The sequence below is a fragment of the Pedobacter sp. CG_S7 genome (genome assembly GCF_040544395.1).
Taxonomy (GTDB): Bacteria; Bacteroidota; Bacteroidia; order Sphingobacteriales; family Sphingobacteriaceae; genus Pedobacter.
In genome coordinates this window covers 22,617-30,577 of sequence record NZ_JBEONS010000035.1, presented here as the reverse complement: position 1 = coordinate 30,577, position 7,961 = coordinate 22,617, and the positions used below count along the sequence as shown (strand labels likewise).

General features: G+C 36.3%; 8 protein-coding genes. All 8 read right to left on the bottom strand.

Annotated elements, in window-relative coordinates; translation table 11 throughout:
- Window positions 1-93: 93 nt before the first annotated feature.
- The gene (gene porV, locus AAKU52_RS14695; RefSeq protein ID WP_354334848.1) at window positions 94-1,200 is read right to left on the bottom strand and encodes a type IX secretion system outer membrane channel protein PorV; all 1,107 of its coding nucleotides are present in this window, start codon (window positions 1,198-1,200) and stop codon (window positions 94-96) included.
- Between the two features lie 87 nt (window positions 1,201-1,287).
- The gene (locus AAKU52_RS14690) at window positions 1,288-1,791 is read right to left on the bottom strand and encodes an acyl-CoA carboxylase biotin carboxyl carrier protein subunit (RefSeq protein WP_354334846.1); all 504 of its coding nucleotides are present in this window, start codon (window positions 1,789-1,791) and stop codon (window positions 1,288-1,290) included.
- Window positions 1,792-1,807: 16 nt separating this feature from the next.
- Window positions 1,808-2,512 (bottom strand): 16S rRNA (uracil(1498)-N(3))-methyltransferase, encoded by a 705-nt coding sequence (locus tag AAKU52_RS14685; RefSeq protein WP_354334844.1) that lies wholly within the window; start codon window positions 2,510-2,512, stop codon window positions 1,808-1,810.
- An 11-nt stretch (window positions 2,513-2,523) separates the two neighbouring features.
- A complete protein-coding gene (locus tag AAKU52_RS14680) occupies window positions 2,524-3,849 on the bottom strand; it encodes a hemolysin family protein (RefSeq protein ID WP_354334842.1) in 1,326 nt (441 codons plus the stop codon).
- Window positions 3,849-4,400 (bottom strand): inorganic diphosphatase, encoded by a 552-nt coding sequence (locus tag AAKU52_RS14675; RefSeq protein ID WP_354334840.1) that lies wholly within the window; start codon window positions 4,398-4,400, stop codon window positions 3,849-3,851. Before AAKU52_RS14675 ends, AAKU52_RS14680 begins: the two co-directional genes overlap by 1 nt.
- 2 nt (window positions 4,401-4,402) lie before the next feature.
- On the bottom strand, window positions 4,403-5,065 hold the full coding sequence (locus AAKU52_RS14670) for a DedA family protein (protein ID WP_354334838.1): 663 nt from the start codon (window positions 5,063-5,065) through the stop codon (window positions 4,403-4,405).
- 46 nt (window positions 5,066-5,111) lie between these two features.
- Complete coding sequence (locus AAKU52_RS14665) at window positions 5,112-6,485, bottom strand: NADH-quinone oxidoreductase subunit N (protein WP_354334836.1); 1,374 nt, start codon at window positions 6,483-6,485, stop codon at window positions 5,112-5,114.
- A gap of 4 nt (window positions 6,486-6,489) precedes the next feature.
- Window positions 6,490-7,956: a complex I subunit 4 family protein gene (locus tag AAKU52_RS14660; protein ID WP_354334834.1), complete on the bottom strand. Its 1,467-nt coding sequence runs from the start codon at window positions 7,954-7,956 to the stop codon at window positions 6,490-6,492.
- Between the last annotated feature and the right edge of the window lie 5 nt (window positions 7,957-7,961).

The following is a 7,961-nucleotide window of genomic DNA, read 5'->3' as shown; positions in this document are numbered from 1 at the left end:
ATTCGACACTTTTGGTCGAAAAAACCCAAAACTAAAAAAACAAAAAATCCAAAAAGTTAATATAATTCTGACTTGTTGCTTTTGCAACGGTCTTTAGTTGCTATTGAAATGAAAGAGCAGCGTTAACCTTAAGGAATTAGCCAGCGGACTTTTATCCTGATTGGTCATTAAATAAGCAATATCAAGACCCCATAGATCAGATTTAAAACCTGCACCCGCAGTGAAATAGCTTTTGTTTCCTTTCTGCGGATGTGCGTAGCAAAAACCCCCACGTAGGGCAAACTGTTGCTTGTAAAAATATTCTAATCCTGTACCAAGGTTTAGTTCTTTTATTTCTTCCTTAAAGCCTCCAGGGGCATCGCTTAAGGAACCGAAAATCCCTGCAGGAACAGAAATATCTTCAGCCACATTTGAAAAGTCTATAGTACCGGGTACTAATAACTTATTTACATCTAATGCAAAGCTTATCTGACTGTGCTCCTCCATAAAAAAAGTAGTTGCAGTGCCTATTTTAATATTTGCAGGCAGAAAATAAGTAGGGGTACCTTTCATATAAGAAAGTTTAGTGCCTATATTTGAAATAGTTGCACCTAAAGCAAAAATAGCATCTTTACCCAGTAAATAGGTCTCCTGTTTATAATAAGCAGCAATATCAACGGCCAATGCTGTACCAGCTTTAATTTCCTTTCCTGAAATGAATTGTCCGGATGCTATATTTGACTGAATATAACGTATGGAGGTTGCCAGAGAGAAGGCATCGCTATACTTTCTGGCAAAGGTAGCATCAATAGCAAACTCATTGGGGCTGTACAAACCTATATTTTGCTGATTGATATCAATCATTGGAACTTCGCCAAGTGAAAAATACCTGATAGAGGCGCCAATGGTGTTCCTATCGCTGAGTTTATAAAATGCGCTGAGGTAGCCTAGATTAATATCGGAGACCAGGTTTTTTAACCATGGATTATAGGATACAGAAAAACCATAAGCTTGTTCTAAAAAGGGCAGTTTAGAAGGGTTATTACTTAGCGAATTGGCGTCGGGAGAAAGGGCTACTCCGGCATCTCCCAAAGCGCCCGTACGGGCATCCGGTGAGTTGAGCAAAAAAGGAACTGCAACAACTTGTGCCTTTAATGGAGCAGTTAATATTGATAGAAATAATAAAATTGTAACAATGGTAACAGAGCCCTTAAAATACATTTGCTATTTAATTTGGAACTTTTAATGTAGCACATCTTTATTCCAATAACAAAAATAATAAGCAGTAAAGTTAATTCGTTTAACATTTTAAGAAAATCGCAATAAGACTGCATTCTTTTCTACCTTATCGCCTTTAACAACAAGAATGGATTTTACTGTTCCAACTGCAGTAGACTTTATGATATTTTCCATCTTCATGGCTTCCAAAACCAAGAGGTTATCTTCCTTATTAACTTCCTGCCCTACTTTCACGAGTAGATTCAAGACCAAACCGGGCATTGGCGCTTTAATTTCCTGAACTTTGTTAATCTGCAAAGTATCCAACCCTAATTGCTCTAATAATTGATCGTATTGATCTTTTATTGCGACGAAATAAACGTTGCCATTGACCTTTACCTCCACACTTTTCTCTTCCTCATGATAAGCTATGATTTCTACATTATAGGATTTATCTTTATAAAGCACATGTGAATGTCCGCCACTTAAAGAAACAGCATCAAATGCAATGGTTTCTTCATTTACTTTTACCAGATTCTTATCTATCTCTATTTGGAATTGATTCTGATCGTTTACTTTTGCCTGATACATCATTTATTTTGGGTTAAAACTACCGGTGTAAGTAATTAACTTCAAAGCATGCAGCCAGTGCAGCGGTTTCAGTTCTTAAACGTGTATTTCCTAAAGTTACAGGTTGAAAACCATTTGCAATAGTTAGGGCAATCTCATTCGGACTAAAATCGCCTTCTGGACCGATTAAAATTAAATAACGCTGGTGTGGATCAATGATTTCACTAATGTACCTGCGGGGCTCCCCTTCTTCACAATGGGCAACTAACTTTACGGCATCATGGTCTCCTTTCAGAAAATCTGTAAATGAAATAGCAGGATTTAATACTGGGTGGTAAGCTTGCAAGCTTTGCTTAACTGCAGAAGTAATGACTTTAAAAAGGCGATCTTGTTTGATGATCTTTCGTTCAGACCTTTCACTAATTAAGGTTGTAATTTCATCAATACCGATTTCAGTCGCCTTCTCCAGAAACCATTCTAAACGGTCAATATTTTTAGTAGGCGCTATTGCAATATGCAAATGATGGTTGCGTTTATGATATTCTTTTTTGGTGAGAATAACATGAAGCATGACATTCTTTTTACCCGAGTTAATAATTTCGGCTTCATAAAAACCACCTTTACCATCCACCAAAAATACATGATCACCAATGGATAAACGCAGGACCTTGTTGCAATGCTTGCTCTCTTCTTCATTTAAAGAATAGTCATTAGTTACAAGATCCGGCGTATAAAAAACATGCATAAAAAGCGGATTTAATGAATATCTATCGTATCTTCCTTAGCAATCACCAGTTCAAGCTTAATTGTTTCAATATTTTGCTCCGTTTTCTTAAGTATCGTGAAAAGGTAGCCATAGCATTCCTCGCTATCACCAACTTCAGGAATTTTACCAAAAGCTTGTGAAACTAAGCCACCTACTGTATCAAAATCCTGATCCTCAGGAAGATCATGAGGCAAATGTTCATTCACATCATAAACAGTAGCATAGGCATTAATAATAAATTCATTTTCTGAGATCTTTTCTACGATAGGTTTTTCCTCATCATATTCATCTTGGATTTCTCCAACGATCTCCTCAACTATATCTTCAAGAGTGACCATACCTGCAGTACCACCAAATTCATCAATAACGATGGCTATCTGAATGCGTTTCTGCTGTAGTTCACTCAACAAGTCATTGATTTTTTTTGTTTCCGGTACAAAATATGGTTTCCGTATAATATCATTTAAGGTCCATTCTTTATGATCCGCCAAAAGTGGCAAAACATCTTTAGCATGGATGATACCTATAATTTTATCAATGATTTCATCATATACCGGGAAACGGGAATATCCTTCAGAAATAATTTTCTTAATGACATCATTTCCTGAAGTAGCTAGTTCAATACCTGAAATTTTAGTTCTCGGTACCATGATGTTTTTAACCACACGCTCATTAAAATCAAATACATTTCTGATGAGTTCATGTTCATTGGTGTCTAGTGCACCACTTTCCTTACCTTGATCTAATAGATAATAGAGCTCTTCAGTGCTGTGTACTGAATCATGACCACCAATACTACTAACTCCTATTAGTTTAAGCAGGATATTAGCGAAACCATTCAAAACCCAGATAAAGGGTTTAAAAACCACGTAGAATATTTGCAGCGGGATGGCAATAAACATTGTAGTAGCTACAGGACGCTGAATGGCAATAGATTTGGGGGCAAGCTCACCAAATACAATATGCATTACGGTAATAAAACCGAATGCAATAATGGGTGATGCCGTTCCGGAAAAAGAGTCAACAAATTCTGGGGTAGATCCAAAAGAGGTTAAGAGGCTACGTAAAAGGTGTTCCATTACAGACTCTCCAACCCAACCTAATCCAAGCGATGCCAATGTAATACCGAGCTGCGTTGCTGCCAGGTATCCATCTAAGTGCTGGGTAATAAATTTAGCAATATTTGCTACTCTACTACCAGATTTTGCTTGGATTTCAATTTGTGAGGCCCTAACTTTTACAATTGCAAATTCTGCAGCAACGAAAAAACCATTGAGCAACACTAAGAAAAAGGTTAAAAAGATCTGGAATCCCATTAATCGTTATTTCTAAATAATTTATCATACAAGACTATACTTTCCTGTATAACAGTATGTGCAAATGTAACACCCATTAAATTCTCAATGGTCACATTTTTATTCTCCAATGCTTTATAATCCTGAAAAAACCTAACGATTTCTTTCATGGTATGCGGTGGAAGCTCAGAAATGTCATTGATGTAATTAACAGACTGATCATTTTTAGCAACTGCTATAATTTTATCATCCTGCTCTCCATTATCTACCATGTGCATCACGCCGATAACCTTTGCTTCCACAATTGCCAAAGGATAAACATCTACAGAGCATAAAACAAGAATATCCAGAGGATCATTGTCATCGCAATACGTTTGCGGAATAAAACCATAATTAGCAGGATACATTACGGAAGAAAACAATACACGATCTAATTTTATTAAATTAGATTCTTTATCAATTTCGTACTTAGCCTTAGACCCCTTAGGGATTTCAATAATTGCATTTACAAATTCAGGCAATGTGCTGCCAGGGGAAACATTATGCCACGGGTGGTGATCGTCTTTAGTCATTTTTATGATTCATTGTTTGTTGTATGCTCTTTGTTAACATTAACCACTTTCTTTTTCACGAATGCGAAGATCAAAGGAAGAGTGGTAATGATGATAAAACCAGTAATTATATAAAATAAATAATCGTTAATTTCTTTTTCAAATCTTTTACCAAGAAAATAACCCAGCAAAGTTAAAGAAGTGATCCATAAAAAACCACCCGTTATATTATAAAGGGCGAACTTCTTAAAGTCTAATTTAACTACACCAGCAAATATCGGGGCGAAAGTTCGAACAATGGGTACAAATCTACCCATAATCAGAGCAAAAGCGCCTTGTTTATTGTAATATTCTTCGGCGGCCTTTAAATAACGTTTTTTAAAGAAGAAAGAATCTTTTCTTTGATAGAGTACCGGGCCTGTTTTTCGGCCAAACCAATACCCTGTAAAGTTGCCAGAGATAGCCGAAATAATTAAACCTATAACTAATACGTAAATATTCACGTCTAACTTTCCTGTAGCTACAAACATCCCCGCAAGAAAGAGGAGATAGTCGCCAGGCAAAAAGAACCCAAAAAACAAACCAGTTTCTGCGAAAATGACAAACATCACCACGTAAAAACCACCTTCTTTTAATAATTTCTCAGGATCAATGAAGTGCTGTAATGAATTCCAGAATTCGTGCATAACTGAATTATTCCTAAAACTACAAATAATTATTTATAGATGGTATTTATATCAAATTTAAAATCAGAGATGGATATACGCCTAATAAAATTGTAATGATTAAAGACAAGACTAATACCAATTGATAAAGTATTGGGCTTTGCAAGGTAATTTCAGTGCCCTCTTTAAAATACATCGCAGCGATAACCCTAAAATAATAGTAGAATCCAACTAATGCATTTAATATTGCGAAGCCCGCAAGGTAAATGTGGTAATCTCTCATTACGTTCAAGAACATTAAATATTTACCTATAAAACCAGCAGTTAGCGGAATACCGGCAAGGGATAGCATAGCTATGGTAAGCGACAATGCTATAAAAGGATTCTTCTTAGCTAAGCCATTATAACTATCAAAATTATCAGCTCCTGTTTTTTGTTTTACCATAATCAGAATAGCAAAAGCACTAATACTTGCAAAAGTATATGCCACTGCATAAACCAAGGCATTATTATAAGAGTCGGCGTTTAAGGTAATCACAGCAAATAACAGGTAACCCACGTGAGATATACTGGAATAGGCCAGCATTCTTTTAAAGTTCTTTTGGAATAAAGCAGTGATGTTACCAATTACCAAAGTAAGACAGCTTAATGCAAATAATGGCGGCATCCAGAAATCGTGCAATGGAGAAAAGGTGCCGGCAAATAAACGTAACAAGGCTGCAAAACCAGCAACTTTGACTACAGTAGACATGAAGGCAGTAACCAGGCTTGGAGAACCTTCATAAACATCAGGAATCCAAAAATGAAAAGGTGCTGCACCTACTTTAAAACACAATCCTACCATTAGCAGAATTACACCTGGATAAAATATTGGCGAAATAGATTGATAGTTATTTACCAAATAGCTATTAATACCATCAAGGTCAAAAGATCCTGTAGCACCATAAATTAAGGTTATACCGAATAATAGAAAGCCAGTTGAGAAAGCACCCATTAAAAAGTATTTTAGCGAAGCTTCATTGGAAGCAAAATTGTTTTTACGAATACCTGCAAGAATATATAAAGCAACAGACATGATCTCTATGCCGATAAACAACATAGCCATATTCTTATAGGAAACCATCATCACCACCCCAACCAAAGCGAAAAGAATCAGGGTAAGGTATTCTGCTATGTTCTGACTGTTTTTACTAAAATAGTTCTGCGTTAGCAATAAGATGAATAGCGTACCTGATATGGTCAAACCTGAAAATGCCAGTGCAAAGTTATCCATCTCCATCATGCCGTAATAAACCTGGTTCGTATTCCAGGAAGTGACCACAAAGACTAAAGAAATAAGCAGACCAATAAGGGAAATAGGTAATAATGCTTTTTTAGCTTTAAACAAACCTGCATAAAGAACCACTAAAGCTGTAACCGCAATTGTTATAATGATATTCATTTCCTTAGTTTACCGATGTTAATTTTAGATTTACCTGTTCAATCAATTGTTGTACTGCAGCTTCAGACAAGTTAAGTATTGGTTTAGGATACACGCCAAGAACAATAATTAATGCACAAATGATATATAATACGACTTTCTCAGATCCTTTAATATCTGTAAAAGTTACTGTAAGTGAATTTGTTTGACCAAGCATGATATTTTGATACATCCGAAGCATATAAACTGCACCAAAAATAATGGTCAACCCAGCGAAAACCGCTGCCCAGATACTATATTGATAAACACCCATTAACAATAGAAACTCTCCAATAAAACCATTAGTACCGGGAAGTGCGATGGTACCGAAAATGATAATCAGAAATGTAATAGCCAATTGAGGTGCTACAGTAGCCAAGCCACCCAGCTCGGCAATTTTGTTGGTTTTTAACCTGCTGAAAATGATATCAAGCACAAAGAATAACCCAACAACATTAATACCATGACTCAACATTTGTATCATTGCCCCTTGCATACCTTGTGTATTTAAGGCAAATATACCTGCCGATATTAAGCCTACGTGGGCAATGGAAGAATAAGCAACTAATCTTTTGGCATTCTTTTGTGTAAAGGCAATGATTGAAGCATAAACAATCCCAATAATGGATAAAATGATAGCTGTACTACCCCAATCTAAAACACCTGTTGGAACAATAGGTAATAACCATCTGATGACGCCATAAATACCCATTTTTAACATGATCCCTGCTAACAACATCGTTCCGGTAGCCGGGGCTTCAGTATAGGTATCAGGCTGCCAGGTATGAAAAGGGAAAACAGGCATCTTTATGGCAAAGGCAATGAAAAAAGCCCAAAATATCCATCCCTGTTGAACTTTATCCAGATTGATAGTGTAGAATGCCTGTATATCAAAATTGTTTAATGGATTTTGCAAATACAAATAAATTATTCCAAGTAACATAAATAAGGAACCTGCAATGGTATAAACAAAGAACTTCATGTTTACCTTGATACGATCTTTACCTCCCCAAACGGCACAAATAAAGTAGATTGGAATTAAAGCAGCTTCCCACCCTATATAAAACAAAAAGGCATCAAGAGCAGTAAAAACAACTAACAGGCCCGCTTGCATAAACAAAATCAAAGCATAAAAGGCATGTGCTCTTTTATAGTCGTGTTGGTAACTTGCAAGAATAATTATCGGAATCAAAACATTGGTTAACAGAACTGTTATTAAACTGATCCCATCAATACCTGCATGAAAACTAATACCGAGGTATTGTATCCAGGGATAGTTGACCAAAAACTGAGTACTGGCATCAGGCCTAAAATTACCAACAATAACAAAAGTTAAGGCCAGAGATACCAGCGCAGAAAACAATGCTACATATTTTGCTGCCTTGCCGGTAAATGCCGTCAATATAGCACCAGCCAGAGGTAGTACGAGAAGAAAAATTAAAAGTTGTTCCATTATGT